Raw genomic sequence first — 507 nt, 5'->3', positions numbered from 1 at the left:
ACGATCACATCAAACGGTCAGGCGGCGCCAATCGTTCATGTGTCACGCACCGGAAGCAAGTCCTGTGCGACGCTCCCCGCGCCGACGGCAGTTGACAATCCCGGAGGTCAAAAGACTGTTTCCACGGCTCTGACGCCCGCCGTCGAGACGCGGATGGAAGTCCCGACAAACGGACGCGCTGGAAGCGCTCTCTAAAACAGGTGGTGGCGGGAAAACCCCGGGCCACCATCATAGAAGGAAAATATATTGATTTTCTGTGATCATCGCCATGATGTTTAACGAATATCAACAAAACCCCTGTAATTTCCGTCCGCAACACCGCCACAAAAAATAAATACAAATATAAATAATAAAATTATCCATGAAAAAGGATCTGCATTTCGTGCCCCTTGACGAGGCAAGCATCTCTTCCAATCTTGCTTTCGCTGGAAGCCATCGGGTCCGGCATAGGCTCTGTGAGCCAGACAACTGAAGTCCATGTTGCTTTAATCGGAGGATGTGGATGTC

Annotated in this window: 1 pseudogene; it reads left to right on the top strand. The window is 50.7% G+C overall.

The annotated features are described in order from the left end of the window. A pseudogene (locus HK23_RS14680) lies at positions 1–195 on the top strand (hypothetical protein); the annotation flags it as partial. Between the last annotated feature and the right edge of the window lie 312 nt (positions 196–507).

Origin of the sequence: Acetobacter malorum (genome assembly GCF_002153605.1) — a bacterium.
Lineage (GTDB): Bacteria > Pseudomonadota > Alphaproteobacteria > Acetobacterales > Acetobacteraceae > Acetobacter > Acetobacter malorum_A.
The sequence above is the reverse complement of the archived record's forward strand: the minus strand, read 5'-3'. Positions and strand labels throughout refer to the sequence as shown.